The 17,199-nt window shown below is 72.5% G+C and carries 13 protein-coding genes; 7 read left to right on the top strand and 6 right to left on the bottom strand.

Translation table 11 applies throughout. The features are described from left to right. Window positions 1–24: 24 nt before the first annotated feature. Both D3A59_RS07060 and queF read right to left on the bottom strand, forming a co-directional pair. Window positions 25–450: an SET domain-containing protein gene (locus D3A59_RS07060; protein ID WP_119154210.1), complete on the bottom strand. Its 426-nt coding sequence runs from the start codon at window positions 448–450 to the stop codon at window positions 25–27. A 22-nt stretch (window positions 451–472) separates the two neighbouring features. After that, complete coding sequence (queF, locus tag D3A59_RS07055) at window positions 473–901, bottom strand: preQ(1) synthase (protein WP_119154325.1); 429 nt, start codon at window positions 899–901, stop codon at window positions 473–475. A 294-nt stretch (window positions 902–1,195) separates the two neighbouring features. On the opposite strand from queF, the gene smc reads away from it, so the two are divergent. The 6 genes from smc to def are packed head-to-tail and all read left to right on the top strand — an operon-like array spanning window position 1,196 to window position 10,030. Next, the gene (gene smc / locus D3A59_RS07050; RefSeq protein WP_119154209.1) at window positions 1,196–4,720 is read left to right on the top strand and encodes a chromosome segregation protein SMC; all 3,525 of its coding nucleotides are present in this window, start codon (window positions 1,196–1,198) and stop codon (window positions 4,718–4,720) included. A gap of 55 nt (window positions 4,721–4,775) precedes the next feature. After that, window positions 4,776–5,882 carry a cell division protein ZipA C-terminal FtsZ-binding domain-containing protein gene (locus D3A59_RS07045; protein WP_119154208.1) on the top strand — a complete coding sequence of 369 codons (1,107 nt, stop codon included), beginning with the start codon at window positions 4,776–4,778 and terminating at the stop codon, window positions 5,880–5,882. Window positions 5,883–5,922: 40 nt separating this feature from the next. Next, window positions 5,923–6,381, top strand: coding sequence for a GNAT family N-acetyltransferase (locus tag D3A59_RS07040; RefSeq protein WP_119154207.1), 459 nt, complete (start codon window positions 5,923–5,925; stop codon window positions 6,379–6,381). A gap of 42 nt (window positions 6,382–6,423) precedes the next feature. After that, entirely contained in the window at window positions 6,424–8,502 is a 2,079-nt protein-coding gene (ligA, locus tag D3A59_RS07035) for an NAD-dependent DNA ligase LigA (protein WP_119154206.1), read from the top strand. A 14-nt stretch (window positions 8,503–8,516) separates the two neighbouring features. Continuing rightward, window positions 8,517–9,461 (top strand): ROK family protein, encoded by a 945-nt coding sequence (locus tag D3A59_RS07030; RefSeq protein ID WP_119154205.1) that lies wholly within the window; start codon window positions 8,517–8,519, stop codon window positions 9,459–9,461. A 32-nt stretch (window positions 9,462–9,493) separates the two neighbouring features. After that, a complete protein-coding gene (gene def / locus D3A59_RS07025; protein WP_119154204.1) occupies window positions 9,494–10,030 on the top strand; it encodes a peptide deformylase in 537 nt (178 codons plus the stop codon). A 26-nt stretch (window positions 10,031–10,056) separates the two neighbouring features. Here def and D3A59_RS07020 read toward each other — a convergent pair whose 3' ends face one another. From D3A59_RS07020 to D3A59_RS07005, 4 genes are all read right to left on the bottom strand, one after another. Further along, window positions 10,057–12,651, bottom strand: a complete 2,595-nt coding sequence (locus D3A59_RS07020) for a [protein-PII] uridylyltransferase (protein WP_119154203.1) — start codon at window positions 12,649–12,651, stop codon at window positions 10,057–10,059. Window positions 12,652–12,664: 13 nt separating this feature from the next. Next, window positions 12,665–13,480: a type I methionyl aminopeptidase gene (gene map, locus D3A59_RS07015; RefSeq protein WP_119154202.1), complete on the bottom strand. Its 816-nt coding sequence runs from the start codon at window positions 13,478–13,480 to the stop codon at window positions 12,665–12,667. Window positions 13,481–13,626: 146 nt separating this feature from the next. Further along, window positions 13,627–14,514, bottom strand: a complete 888-nt coding sequence (locus D3A59_RS07010; RefSeq protein ID WP_119154201.1) for an SMP-30/gluconolactonase/LRE family protein — start codon at window positions 14,512–14,514, stop codon at window positions 13,627–13,629. Next, window positions 14,511–15,275: an SDR family NAD(P)-dependent oxidoreductase gene (locus D3A59_RS07005; protein WP_119154200.1), complete on the bottom strand. Its 765-nt coding sequence runs from the start codon at window positions 15,273–15,275 to the stop codon at window positions 14,511–14,513. Before D3A59_RS07005 ends, D3A59_RS07010 begins: the two co-directional genes overlap by 4 nt. Window positions 15,276–15,441: 166 nt before the next feature. Between D3A59_RS07005 and D3A59_RS07000 the strand changes: the two genes are divergently transcribed. Further along, the gene (locus D3A59_RS07000) at window positions 15,442–17,178 is read left to right on the top strand and encodes an IlvD/Edd family dehydratase (protein WP_119154199.1); all 1,737 of its coding nucleotides are present in this window, start codon (window positions 15,442–15,444) and stop codon (window positions 17,176–17,178) included. Window positions 17,179–17,199: the final 21 nt, after the last annotated feature.

The raw sequence follows: 17,199 nt of genomic DNA, 5'->3' as shown, positions 1-17,199 counted from the left end.
ATCGGCGAGCGGCGCCGCCGGGTTTCAGAGCCGGCCGGCGCAGTTCGGCGCGCCGCAGCGGCATTCGAGCCGGCCCTCGTGGTGCGTCTCGCCGTAGTTCACGGTGATCTCCTCGCCGGGCGCGATGTCGCGCAGCGCGCGGATCTCGATGCGGCCCTCGTCGAGCGCGAGCCGCGCGTTCGGCGCGCAGGAGTGGTTCGTGAAGCGCATCGGGTCGCTGGAGCGCGTGGCGTCGACGGCGCGCTTGTGCGAGACCTCGACGATCATGATGCGGCGCTGCCCCTCGGCGCGGCGCCGCGCCTCGGCCACCGGGATCGCCTCGCCGCGGATCTCGCCGATCACCGCGTCGGCGGGGATCGGCTCGGCCGCGAACACGCCGAAGCCGTCGATGCGGCTGCGCCGCACCGCGACCTCGAGGTACTGCCAGGGCGGGCGGTCGGCGAGCGCCATCGCTGCGGCTGCCGGCCGGGCCTCAGAGCATGCCGGAGGCGGCGTCGTGCGCGGGCAGGTCGACGCGCGGCTGCGGCTTCCAGCCCTTCTTGCGGTGCTCGACGACGACGTTGGTGTAGATGCCACCGCGCACGTACCACTTCGCGGTGATGCGGATGAAGCGCGGCTGCGTGACCTTGACGATGTCGTCGAGGATGTCGTTGGTGACCTTCTCGTGGAAGGCGCCCTCGTTGCGGTAGCTCCAGAAGTACATCTTCAGGCTCTTGAGCTCGACGCAGAGCTTGTCCGCGATCATGTCGATCGTGAAGTGCGCGAAGTCGGGCTGGCCGGTCAGCGGGCAGTGGCAGGTGAACTCGGGCACCTGGAACTGGATCACGTAGTCGCGCTGCGGCGCCGGGTTCGGGAACACGTGCAGCTGCTTGGACGGCGCCGAAGGCGGGTTGGGCGGCATCTCGCGCTGCGGCGCGACCGGCGCCGGATCCTTCGCCGCGCGCGGGGTCTTCACGCGGGCGGAGGCGGTCTTGGCGGCGGTTTTCGCGGCGCCGGCGGCGCGGCTGCGCGCGGTCTTGGTCGGTGTGGAGGAAGGCATGGAGACACGGCGGGCGCAGGCCCGGACGCAAAAGGGCGCGATGGTATCATCCCGGCTCCCCGGGGCGCCCCGTCGCCTCGGAAAACCACTGCGAAATCAACCACTTGGGCGCTCGTTCAGGCGCCGCCGCAGCGCCCACTGCCCCCTCGTTCCCCCATGCGCCTGAACTCGATCAAGCTCTCCGGTTTCAAGTCCTTCGCCGAGCCGACGCAGTTCCAGCTGCCCGGGCAGCTCGTCGGCGTGGTCGGGCCCAATGGCTGCGGCAAGTCCAACATCATGGACGCGGTGCGCTGGGTGCTCGGCGAGTCGAAGGCCTCGGAGCTGCGCGGCGAGTCCATGCAGGACGTGATCTTCAACGGCTCGGGCAACCGCAAGCCCGCCAGCCGCGCGAGCGTCGAGCTCGTCTTCGACAACACGGCCGCGCGCGCCGGCGGCCAGTGGAACCAGTTCACCGAGATCGCCGTCAAGCGCGTGCTCACGCGCGACGGCACCTCCAGCTACTTCATCAACAACCAGGCGGTGCGCCGCCGCGACGTGCAGGACGTGTTCCTCGGCACCGGCCTCGGGCCGCGCGCCTACGCGATCATCGGCCAGGGCACGATCAGCCGCATCATCGAGTCGCGCCCCGAGGAGCTGCGCCTGTTCCTGGAGGAGGCGGCCGGGGTCTCGAAGTACAAGGAGCGCCGCCGCGAGACCGAGAACCGGCTCAAGGACACGCGCGAGAACCTCACGCGCGTCGACGACATCCTGCGCGAGCTCAACGCGAACCTCGAGAAGCTCGAGCGCCAGGCCGAGGTCGCCGCGCGCTACCAGACGCTGCAGCAGCAGGGCACGCTGAAGCTGCACCAGCTCTGGTTCCTGAAGCACCGCGACGCCGCGACCGAGCAGGACCGCGTGCGCCGCGAGGTGCTGGCCGCGACCAACGCGCTGGAGGCCCGGCTCGCGGAACTGCGCCACGTCGAGGCGCAGATGGAGACGGTGCGCCAGGCGCACTACGAGGCGAGCGACGAGCTGCACACCGCGCAGGGCGCGCTCGGCGAGGCGAGCCTGGAGGTCAGCCGGCTCGAGGAGCGCATCCGCTACGTGGTCGAGGGCCGCGAGCGCGTCGAGCGGCGTCTGGCCGAGCTGCGCGCGCAGGACCAGCAGTGGCAGCAGCGCCGCGAGGGCGCCGAGACCGAGATCGAGCAGCTCGCCGAGCAGAGCGCCGAGGCCGAGGAGCAGGCCGAGATCCTTGCCGCGCAGGCCGAGGAGCAGGCGGCTCGGCTGCCCGACTTCGAGGACGCGGTGCGCGCCGCGCAGCAGCGCGCCAGCCAGCAGCGCAACGCGGCGGCCGCGATCCAGCAGCAGATCCAGCTCCTTGCCGCCGAGTCGCGCAACGTCGAGGACCAGAGCCGCCAGCTGAAGCTGCGCCGCGAGCGCCTCGCCGGCGAGGGCCGCAGCCTCGCGATGCCCGACGAGGCGCGCCTGGCCGAGCTGCGCCGCCAGCTCGCGGTGGCCGAGGAGGACGGGGCTGCCGCCGAGGCGCGGCTGCACGAGCTGAGCGAGCAGGCCCCGGCGCTCGACGAGGAGCGCCGTGCGCTGCAGGCGCAGGCCAACGCCGAGGGCGCCAAGCAGGCCGAGATCGCCGCGCGCCTGGACGCGCTGCGCGCGCTGCAGGAGAAGGTGCAGACCGAGGGCAAGCTGCGCCCCTGGCTCGCGAAGCACGGGCTCGAGGGCCTGCAGGGGCTGTGGACGCGCGTGCACATCGAGCCGGGCTGGGAGACGGCGCTCGAGGCGGTGCTGCGCGAGCGGCTGCACGCGCTCGAGGTCGGCCGCATCGAGACGGTGCGCGCCTTCGCCGCGGACGCGCCGCCGGCCAAGCTCGCCTTCTACACCGCGCCCGGCGCCGCGCTCGACAACCGCCATCACACGCTGCCGCGGCTCACCGACCTGCTGCGCCTGGGCAGCGGCGACGCCGCGCCGCTGAAGGCGCTGCTCAACGACTGGCTCGAGGGCGTCTACACCGCCGCGTCGATCGAGGAGGCGCTCACCGACCGCGGGCGGCTGACGCACGGCGAGGTGATCGTCACGCGCGAGGGCCACGCGGTCAGCCAGTTCGCGGTCAGCTTCTACGCGCCGGACTCCGAGCAGGCCGGGCTGCTCGCGCGCGCGCAGGAGATCGAGAACCTGGAGCGCCAGCTGCGCGCGCAGGCGCTCATCGCCGAGGACTCCCGCACGCGGCTCGTGCGCGTCGAGGCCGCCTACACCGAGGTGTCGCAGCGGCTCGTCGCGCAGCGCCGCGAGGCCGCCGAGCAGCAGACGCGCCGCCACCAGCTGCAGGTCGAGGTGCTGCGTCTGACGCAGCAGGCCGAGCAGGCGCAGTCGCGGCGCAGCCAGATCGACGCCGAGCTCGCCGAGATCGACGCGCAGCTCGAGGAGCTCGACGAGCGCCGCGCCACCGGCGAGGCGCGTTTTGAGGAGCTCGACCTGCAGCTCGCCGCCGAGCAGGAGCGCCATGCCGAGCTGGAGGAGGCGGCGATCGTCGCGTCGCGCCGGCTCGACGACGCGCGCGAGCAGCTGCGCTCGCTCGAGCGCCGCGCGCAGGAGCAGCAGTTCTCGGCCCGCTCGCTCGCGGCGCGCCGCGGCGAGCTGCAGCGCTCGATCGAGACCGCGCTGCAGCAGCTGCGCGCCAACGCGCAGTCGGCCGCGCAGGCGCAGGACGAGCTCGCCCGGCTCAACGACGGCGCCGCCGAGTCCGGGCTGCAGGAGGCGCTGGCGCTGCGCGCCGAGCGCGACGCGGCGCTCGCCACGGTCCGCAGCCGCTACGAGGAGCTGTCGGCGCAGCTGCGCCGCGCCGAGGAGCAGCGCCTCGAGTTCGAGCGCAGCCTGCAGCCGCTGCGCGACCGCATCACCAAGCTGCAGCTGGAAGAGCAGGCCGCCGCGCTCGGCGGCGCGCAGTTCATGGAGCAGCTGCAGCAGGCGAACGTCGACCTGGAGGCGCTCGGCCGCGGCATCGAGGAGGGCGGCGTGAAGCTCTACGGGCTGCAGGGCGAGATCGACCGCATCCAGCGCGAGATCGCCGCGCTCGGCGCGGTCAACCTCGCGGCGCTCGACGAGCTGACCGCGGCGCGCGAGCGCAAGGGTTTCCTGGATGCGCAGTCGGCCGACCTGATCGACGCGATCACGACGCTCGAGAACGCGATCCACAAGATCGACATGGAGACGCGCGACCTGCTGAAGAAGACCTTCGACTTCGTCAACGAGCACTTCGGCACGATGTTCCCGCGCCTCTTCGGCGGCGGCAACGCGCGGCTCGTGATGACGGGCGACGAGATCCTGGACGCCGGCGTGCAGGTGATGGCCCAGCCGCCGGGCAAGAAGAACAGCACCATCCACCTGCTGTCGGGCGGCGAGAAGGCGCTGACCGCGATCGCGCTGGTGTTCGCGATCTTCCAGCTCAACCCGGCGCCGTTCTGCCTGCTCGACGAGGTGGACGCGCCGCTCGACGATGCGAACACCGAGCGCTATGCGCGGCTGGTCAAGAGCATGTCGTCGGGCACGCAGTTCCTCTTCATCTCGCACAACAAGATCGCGATGGAGATGGCCGAGCAGCTGGTGGGCGTGACGATGCAGGAGCAGGGCGTCTCGCGCATCGTCGCGGTGGACATGGAGGCCGCGCTCGGCATGGCCGAGGCGGCATGAGGATGGCCGGCCGCGGGCCTGGCCGATGACAACATTCCCGAAAGGACTCTGAGGCATGGACAGTCTGCAAACGATGCTCGCGGGGCTCGGTGGCCTGGTGCTCGCCGGCCTCGTCGGCCACAGCCTGTGGCAGTCGCGCCGCGCGGGCAGCATCCGGCGCGCGGTGCCGCCGCACGAGCCGGCGATCGATCCCGCGGTGGAGCCGACGCTCGGCGACGCCCCGGCGGACGCGGCGGCAACGCCGGCCCCGGCGGGCCCGGCCGGCGCGCCCCGGGCCCAGGCGCCTGCCGCAGGCCCCGCGCCGGTCGAGGCGCCGGTGGTGGCCGCGCCGCGGCGCAACCCGCTGCGGCTCGACCCGCTGATCGACGCGATGGCGCAGCTCGTCGCCGACGCGCCGCACAGCGGCGACCAGGTGCTCGCGCACCTGCCCGCGACGCGCCGCGTCGGCAGCAAGCCGCACTGGATCGAGGCGCGCAACGAGGCCAGCGGCGAGTGGGAGCATCCGCAGCCCGGCCGGCTCTACCGCGAGTTCCGCGCCGGCGTGCAGCTGGCCAACCGCAGCGGCGCGCTCAACGAGATCGAGTATTCGGAGTTCGTGCACAAGGTGCAGGGCTTCGCCGACACGATCGGCGCGGCGACCGACTTCGAGGACATGCTCAACGCGGTGTCGCGCGCGCGCGAGCTCGACGCCTTCGCCGGCGAGCACGACGCGCAGCTCGCGTGCAGGCTGTACGCGCGCACCGCCGCCTGGTCGGTGGGCTACATCCAGCAGCAGGCGCTCGCCTGCGGCTTCCTGCCCGGACCGGTGCCGGGGCGGCTCGTGATGCCCGGCAGCGAGGAGGGCGCGCCGCCGGTGCTGACGCTGCAGTTCGACTCGAAGGCCGCCTTCGCCGACGATCCCAACGAGGCCGCGGTGCACGAGCTGGTGCTGAGCTTCGACGTGCCGCAGACCCCGTCCGCGGAGCAACCCTTCGACGCCTGGCGCAACAGCGCGCAGGCGCTGGCTGCAGCGATGGACGCCGTGATCGCCGACGACCACGGGCGGCCGCTGACGCCGGAGAGCTTCGAGGCGATCGGCCGCGAGCTCGGGCAGCTCTACGACCGCCTCGAGGCGCGCGAGCTGGCGGCCGGCTCGCCGGCGGCGCGGCGCCTGTTCAGCTGACGCGGCACGGCGTCCCCGGCGCGCAGGACGCGACGTGGCCATGCCCCTCCTGAGGCTCGCCCGAGGCGACGAGGCCGCGTCGCTCGCGGCGCTCTATCGCCGCAGCGTGCTCGTCCTCGGGCCGCGCGCCTATGCTGCGGCCCAGGTGGCGGCGTGGGCCGCCTTCGCGGACGATCTGCCGGCGATCCGCGCCTGGCTGGACGGCACGCGGACCTGGCTGCTCGACGAGGGCGGCGAGCCCGGCGGCTTCTGCGCCGTGGCCGGCGACGGCGAGGTCCGGGCGCTCTACCTGCGCCCCGAGTCGGCCGGCCGCGGCCTTGCGCTGCGCCTGCTCGCGCATGCGCTCGACGATGCGCGAAGCCGCGGCTGCAGCCGTTTCACCACCCATGCCTCGCACCTGAGCCGCCCGGTCTTCGAGCGCGCCGGCTTCCGGGTCGTCGAGCCCGAGCGGGTGGTGCGCGGCGGGCTGCAGTTCGAGCGCTTCAGGATGAGCACCTGAGGCCGCACGGCGCGTGCGGCCCCGACACCCTTACCCTTTCACATGACCGAACAATCCAGCCTCTTCGACGCCCCGCCCGACCCCGCGGTCCCCGAGGAGCGCGTCGCGGCGCTGCGCGAGCTGCTGCACCGCCACGCGCACCGCTACTACGTGCTCGACGACCCGGAGATCCCGGACGCCGAGTACGACCGCCTGTTCCAGGAGCTGCAGGCGCTCGAGGAGGCGCACCCCGCGCTGCGCACGCCCGACTCGCCGACGCAGCGCGTGATCGGCAAGGTGCTGCCGGGCTTCACGCCGGTGCGCCACCGCGTGCCGATGCTCTCCATCCGCACCGAGACCGACACGCTGGCCAGCGGCGCGGCGAACTTCGACGCGCGCGTGCGCCGCGAGCTGGGCCTGGCCGAGACCGAGCCGCCCGTCGAGTACGCCTGCGAGCTGAAGTTCGACGGCCTCGCGGTCAACCTGCGCTACGAGAACGGCGTGCTGGTGCAGGCCGCCACGCGCGGCGACGGCGAGACCGGCGAGGACGTGACGCAGAACATCCGCACCATCGGCCAGATCCCGCTGCGGCTGCAGGGCGTGGCGCCCGAGGTGCTGGAGGTGCGCGGCGAGGTCTACATGCGCCGCGACGACTTCGAGCGCCTGAACGCGCGCCAGCGCGAGGCCAACGAGAAGACCTTCGTGAACCCGCGCAACGCCGCCGCCGGCGCGGTGCGCCAGCTCGACCCGGCGATCGCCGCGCGCCGGCCGCTGAGCTTCTTCGCCTACGGCCTCGGCGAGGTGATCGGCTGGACGCTGCCCGGCACGCACTCCGGCGTGCTCGACGCGCTCGACGCCTTCGGCCTGCCGGTCAGCCGCGAGCGCGCGGTGGTGCAGGGCGCCGAGGGGCTGGCGGAATTCCACCGCCGCATCGGCGCGCAGCGCGACGCGCTGCCCTTCGACATCGACGGCGTGGTCTACAAGGTCAACCGGCTCGAGCTGCAGCAGCGCCTGGGCTTCGTCACGCGCGAGCCGCGCTGGGCGGTGGCGCACAAGTACCCGGCGCAGGAGCAGCTGACGCAGGTCGATGATATCTACATACAGGTAGGCCGCACCGGCAAGCTCACGCCGGTGGCGCGGCTGGTGCCGGTGTTCGTCGGCGGCGTGACGGTGACGAACGCGACGCTGCACAACGAGGACGAGACGCGGCGCAAGGACGTGCGCGTCGGCGACACGGTGATCGTGCGTCGTGCCGGCGACGTGATTCCCGAGGTGGTCGCGGTGGTGCCGGACCGCCGCCCGCCCGACGCCGGCGAGCCCTTCGACCTCTACCAGCGGCTCGGCGGCAGGTGCCCGGTCTGCGGCAGCGACATCGCGCGCGAGGAGGGCGAGGTGGACTGGCGCTGCACCGGCGGCCTGTTCTGCGCCGCGCAGCGCAAGCAGGCCATCCTGCACTACGCGCAGCGCCGCGCGATGGACATCGAGGGCCTGGGCGAGCGGCTGGTGGACCAACTCGTCGACGGCGGGCTGATCCGCACGCTGCCCGAGCTCTACCGGCTCGGCGTCGCCAAGCTCGCCGCGCTCGAGCGCATGGCCGACAAGAGCGCGCAGAACCTCGTCACCGCGCTCGAGCAGCGCAAGCACACGACGCTGCCGCGCTTCCTGTTCGCGCTCGGCATCCGCCATGTCGGCGAGGCGACCGCGCGCGACCTCGCGCGGCACTTCGGGCGCCTGGACCGCATCATGGACGCGAGCGTCGAGCAGCTGCTGGAGGTGCCGGACGTCGGGCCGGTGGTCGCGCAGAGCATCCGCACTTTCTTCGACCAGCCGCACAACCGCGAGGTGGTCGAGCAGCTGCGTGCCGCCGGCGTCGAGTGGCCGGAGGGCGAGGGCACCGCGAGCGACGCGCCGCGGCCGCTGCTCGGCAAGACGCTGGTGCTGACGGGGACGCTGCCGACGCTCAGCCGCGACGAGGCCAAGGACCTGATCGAGACCGCCGGCGGCAAGGTGGCGGGCTCGGTCAGCAAGAAGACGCACTACGTGGTCGCCGGCGAGGAAGCCGGCAGCAAGCTCGCGAAGGCGCAGGAGCTGGGCGTCCCGATCCTCGACGAGGACGGTCTGAAGGCGCTGCTGGCGGGCTGAAGGGGGAAGGAGCGATGAACGAGGCCTCCTGCGACGACGCACCGCTGCTCGGCATCGACCTCGGCGGCACCAAGATCGAGATCGCCGCGCTCGACGCCTCGGGCGCCTTCCTGCTGCGCGAGCGGCTGCCCACGCCCGCGGGCGACTACGCCGCGACGCTCGACGCGATCGCCTCGCTGGTGGCGCTGGCCGAGTCGCGGCTCGGGCTCGCCGGCCGGCGTCTGCCACTCGGCGTCGGCATCCCCGGCTCGCCGTCGCCGCGCGGCGGGCTGATCCGCAACGCGAACTCGACGGTGCTCAACGGCCACCCGCTGCAGGCCGACCTCGCCGCGCGGCTCGGCCGCGCGGTGCGGGTGCGCAACGACGCCAACTGCCTTGCGGTGAGCGAGGCGGTCGACGGCGCCGGGGCCGGCGAGGAGCTGGTGTTCGCGGTGATCCTGGGCACCGGGGTCGGCGCGGGCATCGCGATCGGCGGGCGCGACTGGAGCGGCCGTAACGGGGTGGCCGGCGAGTGGGGCCACAACCCGCTGCCCTGGCCCGACGCCGCGCAGGGCGAGCTGCCCGGGCCGGCCTGCTGGTGCGGGCAGGCCGGCTGCATCGAGACCTGGCTCAGCGGCCCCGGCTTCGCCGCCGACCATGCGCGGCGCCACGGCGGGGCGACGACCGCGCCGCAGATCGTCGCCGCGATGCGCGCCGGCGATGCGGCGGCGCGCGCGAGTTTCGAGCGTTACGCGGCGCGGCTCGCGCGGGCGCTGGCGCACGTGATCAACGTGCTCGATCCGTCCGTGATCGTGCTCGGCGGCGGCATGAGCAACGTCGCCGAGCTCTACGAGGAGCTGCCGCGGCGCTGGGGCGCCTGGGTGTTCTCGGACATAGTGGACACGCCGCTGCGGCCGGCCCGCCACGGCGACTCGTCGGGCGTGCGCGGCGCCGCCTGGCTGTGGCGTTCGCCGGCCTGAAGCGCCGCTGTTCTATCGGGAGGAAGAGGGAAATGGCGGTACGGGAGATCCTGAAGATGGGCGACGCGCGGCTGCTGCGCGTCGCGAAGCCGGTGCAGCAGTTCGACACGCCGCAGTTGCACGCGCTCGTCGCCGACCTGTTCGACACGATGCATGCGGCCAACGGCGCGGGGCTGGCCGCGCCGCAGATCGGCGTCGATCTCGCGGTCGTGATCTTCGGCTTCGAGCGCAATGCGCGCTACCCGGAGGCGCCGCCGGTGCCGCCGACGGTGCTGGTGAACCCGGTGATCGAGCCGCTGTCGGACGAGGAGGAGGAGGGCTGGGAGGGCTGCCTGTCGGTGCCGGGCCTGCGCGGCATCGTGCCGCGTTTCAGGCGCATCCGCTACGGCGGCTTCGATGCGCAGGGAGTCCGGATCGAGCGCGAGGCCGAGGGCTTCCACGCCCGCGTCGTGCAGCACGAATGCGATCACCTGATCGGGCGGCTCTACCCGATGCCCATCCGCGACTTCAGCCGCTTCGGCTTCACCGAGGTGCTGTTCCCCGGTCTCGACGCGCGCACGGACGACTGAGCCGCAGGGCGGGCAGCGCGGCCCGCTCAGGCCAGCGCGTCGAGCAGCTCGCTCTCGATCTCGAGCTGCGTGCGGTTCTGCTGCAACGCCGGGCCGTCGATCAGGAAGGTGTCCTCGACGCGCTCGCCGAGCGTCGTCACCTTGGCGAGCTGGAGGTTGACCTTGTGACGAGCGAGCACCCGGGCGATCGAGTAGAGCAGCCCGTTGCGGTCGCTCGCCGAGACGCTCAGCAGCCAGTGCTGCGCGCGCTCGTCCGGGCGCAGCGTCACGCGCGGCTGCACCGGGAAGCTGCGGACGCGCCGCGACAGCCGGCCGCGGCTCGGCTCGGGCAGCGGGCCCTCGGCGGCGAGCGCATGCGCCATCTGGGTCTCGACCAGCGAGATCAGGTCGCGGTAGTGGTGGTCGAGCTGCGGCGCGACGACCTGGAAGGTGTCGAGCGCGTAGCCGGCGCGCGTGGTGTGGATCTTCGCGTCGAGGATCGAGAAGCCGGCGCCGTCGAAGTAGCCGCAGATGCGCGCAAACAGGTCCGGGCGGTCCGCGGCGTAGACCAGCACCTGCAGCCCCTCGCCGACCGGCGACAGGCGCGCGCGCACGATCGGCTTGTCGCACTTCACGTGGCGCGACAGCGAGCGCGCGTGCCAGGCGATGTCGCTCGCCTCGTGGCGCACGAAGTAGCTCAGCTCGAGCGTGTTCCACAGCGCGTCCTGCGCGCCCGGCAGCATCGAGTGCAGGTTCAGCAGCTGCACCGCCTCCTGCTTGCGGCTCTCGATCACCGCGTGCAGGTTGGGCCGCGCGCCGCCGAGCGCGCGCAGCGTGAGCCGGTAGCAGTCCTCGAGCAGCTTGCCCTTCCACGCGTTCCAGACCTTGGGGCTCGTGCCGCGCACGTCGGCCACCGTCAGCAGGTAGAGCGCGGTGAGCGTGCGCGGTGTCTTCACACGCTGCGCGAAGCCCTCGATCACGTCCGGATCGCTCAGGTCGGCCTTCTGCGCCAGGCGCGACATCGTCAGGTGTTCCTTCACCAGGAACTCGATCAGCGCCGCATCCTCGCGCTCGATGCCGTGGTCGCGGCAGAAGCGCCGCACCTCGACCGCGCCGAGCTCCGAGTGGTCGCCGCCGCGGCCCTTGGCGACGTCGTGGAACAGCGCCGCGACGTAGAGCACCCAGGGCCGGTCGAAGTGCGCGGCGAGCTGGCTGCAGAAGGGGTACTCGTGCGCGTGCTCCGGGATGAAGAAGCGCCGCATGTTGCGCACCACCATCAGGATGTGCTGGTCCACCGTGTAGACGTGGAACAGGTCGTGCTGCATGCGCCCCACGATGCGGCGGAACACCCACAGGTAGCGCCCGAGCACGCTGGTCTGGTTCATCAGCCGCAGCACGTGCGTCTGGCCCTCGGGCTGGCGCAGGATCTCCATGAAGGTGGCGCGGTTGGCCGGGTCGCGCCGGAAGCCGCTGTCCATCAGCTCGCGCGCGTGGTAGAGTGCGCGCAGCGTGCGCGCCGACAGCCCCTCGATGCCGCGCTCCTGCTGGAACACGAGGAAGGTGCGCAGGATCGCGTGGCGGTCGCGCTCGTAGAGGTCGTCGCTCGCCACCTCCAGCAGCCCGCCGCGGTCGAAGAACTGCGGCGTGATCGGGCGCATCGGCACGTCCCGCATGCCGTTGACGCGCTCCTCGATGTCGAGCATCAGGATCTGGTTGAGCTGGCTCACCGCCTTGGCGGCCCAGTAGTAGCGGTGCATCAGCTCTTCCGACGCGCGCTTGCCGCGCCCACCGGTGTAGCCGAAGCTCTCGGCCACCGAGGTCTGCAGGTCGAACACCAGCCGGTCCTCGCGCCGGCCCGCGACGACGTGCAGCCGCGCGCGGATCAGGTTCAGGATCGATTCGTGGCGCTGCAGCTGCCGCACCTCGAAGGGCGTCGCGACCCCCGAGGCCGCCAGCGCCGACCAGCTGCTGCCCAGGCCCGCGGCGCGCGCCACCCAGCGGATCACCTGCAGGTCGCGCAGCCCGCCCGGGCTCTCCTTGCAGTTGGGCTCGAGCGAGTAGGGGGTGTCCTCGTACTTGCGGTGGCGCTGCTGCATCTCGAGCGTCTTGGCGCGCAGGAAGGCGCGCGCGTCGAGCGCCGCCGCGAACGCCGCGCCGAACTGCTCGTAGAGCGGGCGCGAGCCGCACAGCAGCCGCGACTCGAGCAGCGCGGTCTGCACCGTCACGTCGTGCGCCGACTCCTCCAGGCACTCGCGCACGTTGCGCACGCTCGAGCCGATCTCCAGCCCGATGTCCCAGCAGCCGGTGATGAAGCCCTCGACCGCCGACTTCAGCGCCTCGTCGGCCTCGAGCACGGAGTCGTCGGGCAGCAGCACCAGCACGTCGACGTCGGAGAAGGGGAAGAGCTCGCCGCGGCCGTAGCCGCCGACGGCCAGCAGCGCGGTGCCGCGCGGCAGGCCGGCGCGCGTCCACAGCTCGGCGAGCGTGCGGTCGACGTGGCGTGCGAGCGACTTCAGCAGCCGCGACGCGGCCGAGGCGCCGGGCCGCGCGGCCTTGAACGCCTCGATCAGGTCCGTCTTGCCGCGCCTGAACTGCGCGCGCAGATCCGGGGCGGGCGGAGCGACGCAGGCGGCGGCATCCATGGCGAGCGGCGCGTCAGGCGGAGGCGGAGGCCTGCATGAATTCCGGCAGCGGCGGGTAGCCCTCGGACAGCGTCAGCACCTCGTAGCCGTCGTCGGTGACGAGCACGGTGTGCTCCCACTGCGCCGACAGCGAGCGGTCCTTGGTGACGATGGTCCAGCCGTCGGGCATGGTGCGGATCTCGCGCCGCCCGGCGTTGATCATCGGCTCGATCGTGAAGACCATGCCGGGCTTGAGCTCCTCGAGCGTGCCGGGGCGGCCGTAGTGCAGCACCTGCGGCTCCTCGTGGAACTTGCGGCCGATGCCGTGGCCGCAGAACTCGCGCACGATCGAGTAGCCGGCGTTCTCGGCGAAGGTCTGGATGGTGTGGCCGATGTCGCCCAGGCGCGCCCCCGGGCGCACCTTCTGGATGCCGCGCCACATCGCCTCGTAGGTGATCTGGCACAGGCGCTTCGCGGCGATCGAGCCCTCGCCGACGACGAACATGCGGCTCGTGTCGCCGTGCCAGCCGTCCTTGATGACGGTGACGTCGATGTTGACGATGTCGCCGTTCTTCAGCTGCTTGTTGCCCGGGATGCCGTGGCAGATGACCTGGTTGACCGAGGTGCAGATCGACTTCGGGAAGGGCGTGTAGCCCGGCGGCTGGTAGTTCAGCGGCGCGGGGATCGCTCCCTGCACGTTGACGATGTGCTCGTGCGCGATGCGGTCGAGCTCTTCGGTGGTGACGCCCGGCTTGACGTGCGGCGTGAGGACGTCCAGCACTTCGGAGGCCAGCCGGCCGGCGAGGCGCATGGCTTCGATGTCCGCGCCGGTCTTGATGGTGATGCTCATGGGGGCAGATTATCCCGGATGTGATGCCCGCACGGTGTCGTGGGGCGTCGCCGGCTCGAGCCCCAGGGCGGCCGGCGGCAGCGGCGCGGCCAGCGTGGCGGCACCGAGCCCGGCGAGCGCGCCGCGGCGGGGCCGCTCCCGGGGGCCTAGGGACGCAGCCGGGTCGCGAAGCGGCGCTCGGGCAGGCCGCGCCAGCCCGGCGACAGCGCGAACACGCCGCCCGCGTGCGGCTGACCGCGCAGCGCCGCCGCGTCGAGCCCGGTGCGCGCGGTGCTGACGAACAGCCGGTCGAGCCCCGGACCGCCGAAGGCCGGGCAGGTGGGGCGCGAGGCGGGCAGCGCCAGCCGTGCCGACTCGCTGCCGTCGGGCGCGTAGCGCACCACGCAGCCGCCGTCCCATTGCGCGTTCCACAGCCCGCCCTCGGCGTCGACCACCGAGCCGTCGGGCTCGCCCTCGCCGGCGCCCAGGCGCGCGAACACGCGGGGCGTGCCGATGCGCCCCGCGGCGTCGTAGGCGGCGCAGCGGATCTCGCGCGTCGGCGAGTCGGTGAAGTACATGCGCGAGCCGTCGGGGCTGAAGGCGATGCTGTTGGCCACCGAGACCGGCGGCAGCGGCAGCCGCTCGACGCGCAGCTCGGCGTCCACCCGGTAGAAGTGCCCGAGCGGCGCGCCGTCCGGGGCCTGGTTGAACATGCCGAACACGAAGCGCCCCTGCGGGTCGCAGCGGCCGTCGTTGATGCGCGTCGTCGGCGTCCCGGGCTCCACCGGCACGACCGGCGTCATCGCCTCGCGCGCCAGATCGATCAGCGCGATGCCCGAGGCCAGCCCGAGCAGCAGCTGGTGCGGCCGCTCGCACAGCGCGAAGCTGCCGAGCCGCTCGGGCATGCGCCACCAGCGCACGAAGCCGTCGGCCGCCTGCCAGCCGTAGAGGCAGGCGCCCTCGATGTCGGTCCAGTACAGCACGGCGCTGCGCTCGCACCACAGCACGCACTCGCCGAGCACCGAGCGCGAGTCGACCAGCAGCTGCGCCGTCACACCCAGCCCCCGTCCACGATGTACTCCTGCCCGGTGCACATCGCGCTGTCGTCGGCGGCAAGGAAGAGCGCCATCTGCGCCACGTGCTCGGGCAGCACCGGGCGGTTGATGCACTGGCCGCGCGCGATCTCGGCGCGCGCGGCGTCATCGACCCACAGGCGCAGCTGCCTGTCCGTCATCACCCAGCCCGGCACCAGCGTGTTGACGCGGATGCCGAGCGGACCCAGCTCGCGCGCGAGGCTGTGCGTGAGGCCCTGCACCGCGGCCTTCGCGGTGGCGTAGACCGGCAGATTGGCCTGCTTGAGCATCCAGCTGACCGAGCCGAAGTTGACGATCGAGCCGCCGCCGGCGCGGCGCATGTCCGCCGCGACGGCGCGCGCCGCGAAGAACTGGTGCTTCAGGTTGACCGCGATGCCCGCGTCCCAGGTCTCGGGCGTGGTCGCGTCGACCTCGTGGCGGCGGTCGTTGGCGGCGTTGTTGAGCAGCACGCGCACCGGGCCGAAGTGCCCGTGCGCGGCCTCGATCGCGCGCTCGAGCGCGGCGATGTCGCACACGTCGGCCTCCACGAAGAGCGGCGCGTGGCGTGCGCCGGCCAGCCGCGCGGCGAGCGCGCTGCCGGCCCCGGCGTCGATGTCGACGAAGGCCACCTGCGCGCCCTGCGCGGTGAAGTGCTCGACGAGGCTCGCGCCGATTCCGGTGGCGCCGCCGCTGACGAACACGCAGCGGTCGACGAGGCTGGGGTAGCGGGCGTAGTCGGGCATGGGTCGGTCTCCGGAAGGGGTGGGCGGGGAAGTGTCAGCAAAGGTGTCTAAAGTAGTAATACTAAATTGATGAGCATTGCCGGATATCAAGGGTTTCACCTAGTTAATCCATTCAATTGTATTACTATAAATTTGGAAACATTCCAGGCTTACCCCGCGACTCCCCATGGCAAAGAGCAAGCTCCGATCGGCGCAATGGTTCGGCACGATCGACAAGAACGGCTTCATGTACCGAAGCTGGATGAAGAATCAGGGCATCCCCGACCACGAGTTCGAGGGCAAGCCGATCATCGGCATCTGCAACACCTGGTCGGAGCTGACGCCGTGCAACGCGCACTTCCGCAAGATCGCCGAGCACGTCAAGCGCGGCATCTACGAGGCCGGCGGCTTCCCGGTCGAGTTCCCGGTGTTCTCCAACGGCGAGTCCAACCTGCGGCCGACGGCGATGTTCACGCGCAACCTCGCGAGCATGGACGTCGAGGAGGCGATCCGCGGCAACCCGGTGGATGGGGTGGTGCTGCTGGTGGGCTGCGACAAGACCACGCCCGCGCTGCTGATGGGCGCGGCGAGCTGCGACGTGCCGGCCATCGCCGTCTCGGGCGGGCCGATGCTCAACGGCAAGCACCAGGGCCGCGACCTCGGCTCGGGCACCGCGGTGTGGCAGCTCTCCGAGCAGGTCAAGGCGGGCCAGATCACGCTGCACGAGTTCCTGTCGGCCGAGGGCGGCATGTCGCGCTCGGCGGGCACCTGCAACACGATGGGCACGGCGTCGACGATGGCCTGCATGGCCGAGGCGCTGGGCGTGACGCTGCCGCACAACGCGGCCATTCCGGCGGTGGACTCGCGCCGCTACGTGCTCGCGCACCTGTCGGGCATGCGCATCGTCGAGATGGTGCACGAGGACCTGCGGCTGTCGAAGCTGCTGACGCGCGAGGCCTTCGAGAACGCGATCCGCACCAATGCGGCCATCGGCGGCTCGACCAACGCGGTGATCCACCTGAAGGCGATCGCCGGTCGCATCGGCGTGCCGCTCGGGCTCGAGGACTGGACCCGCATCGGCCGCGGCACGCCGACGATCGTCGATCTGCAGCCCTCGGGCCGCTTCCTGATGGAGGAGTTCTACTACGCGGGCGGGCTGCCGGCAGTGCTGCGCCGCCTCGGCGAGGCCGGGCTGCTGCCGCATCCTCAGGCGCTCACCGCCAACGGCCGCAGCCTGTGGGACAACGTGCGCGAGGCGCCGGTCTTCAATGCCGAGGTGATCCGACCGCTCGACGCGCCGCTCGTCGCCGACGGCGGCATCCGCGTGCTGCGCGGCAACCTCGCGCCGCGCGGCGCGGTGCTCAAGCCCTCGGCCGCGACGCCGCGGCTGCTGCGCCACCGCGGCCGCGCGGTGGTGTTCGAGAACCTCGAGCACTACAAGGAGCGCATCCTCGACCCGCTGCTCGAGGTCGATGCCGACTCGGTGCTGGTGCTCAAGAACAGCGGCCCGCGCGGCTACCCCGGCATGGCCGAGGTCGGCAACATGGGGCTGCCGCCGAAGCTGCTGGCGCAGGGCGTGACCGACATGGTGCGCATCAGCGACGCGCGCATGAGCGGCACCGCCTACGGCACCGTGGTGCTGCACGTCTCGCCCGAGGCGCGCGCGGGCGGGCCGCTGGCGGTGGTGCAGGAAGGCGACTGGGTCGAGCTCGACGCCGCGGAGGGGCTGCTGCACCTCGACGTCCCCGAGGAGGAACTGCAGTCGCGCCTCGCGGCCTGGCAGGCCGCGCAGCGCCCCGACCCCGCCGACGCCAGCGGCTACCGCAAGCTCTACGTCGAGCACGTGCTGCAGGCCGACGAGGGCTGCGACTTCGATTTCCTGGTGGGCTGCCGCGGCGCCGGCGTGCCCCGCCACTCGCACTGAGCGAGCCGGCTCCCGGCCCCC

Source organism: Caldimonas tepidiphila (genome assembly GCF_003569765.1).
Taxonomy (GTDB): domain Bacteria; phylum Pseudomonadota; class Gammaproteobacteria; order Burkholderiales; family Burkholderiaceae_C; genus Caldimonas; species Caldimonas tepidiphila.
Note: the sequence above shows the minus strand (reverse complement) of the source record. Positions and strands in the feature narration are given on the sequence as shown.